This window comes from Bradyrhizobium sp. NBAIM08, from assembly GCF_020193935.1.
Lineage (GTDB): Bacteria > Pseudomonadota > Alphaproteobacteria > Rhizobiales > Xanthobacteraceae > Bradyrhizobium > Bradyrhizobium yuanmingense.
Window position 1 is genome coordinate 1 of record NZ_JADYVR010000740.1, and the last position, 418, is coordinate 418.

Below are 418 nucleotides of genomic sequence, written 5' to 3' on the forward strand. Positions count from 1 at the left end.
GCGGCGATCTGTCCGGTTTTACCGATTAGTTCGTCTTTGTTTTCCGGCAGAAAGATTTCGCCGTTCGTATCTTCGGCGATTTTAGTGAGATTTTGTTCACTTTTCTTGAGATTTTCGGTTTGTTCTTTGCGTTTTTTAATCATTTCGCGGTCGGTATTTACCGAACCGAGGCGCGGAAGCGTCAAGATTTGCTGCTGCGCTTGCGGCATAATTATCAAAGCTGCATCGGGAACGCGTTTAGGGTTTGATTCGCCGCCTTTGAGAATCGAATTATTGACGTTTATTGAAGTTTGCGCCATTGTCGTAAAGCTGATGACGTGAACATTTATGTCTGAACCAAGCAGATTTCTCATCCTGCTTGGTTCAGACATAAATGTTCACGTCATCAGCTTTACGACAATGGCGCAAACTTCAATAA

Annotated in this window: 1 protein-coding gene; it reads right to left on the reverse strand. The window is 43.8% G+C overall.

The window, feature by feature from the left end:
* Nucleotides 1–353 (reverse strand): hypothetical protein (locus I6F37_RS41840; RefSeq protein ID WP_225154648.1); only part of this gene is annotated, 353 nt, incomplete at its 3' end.
* Nucleotides 354–418: the final 65 nt, after the last annotated feature.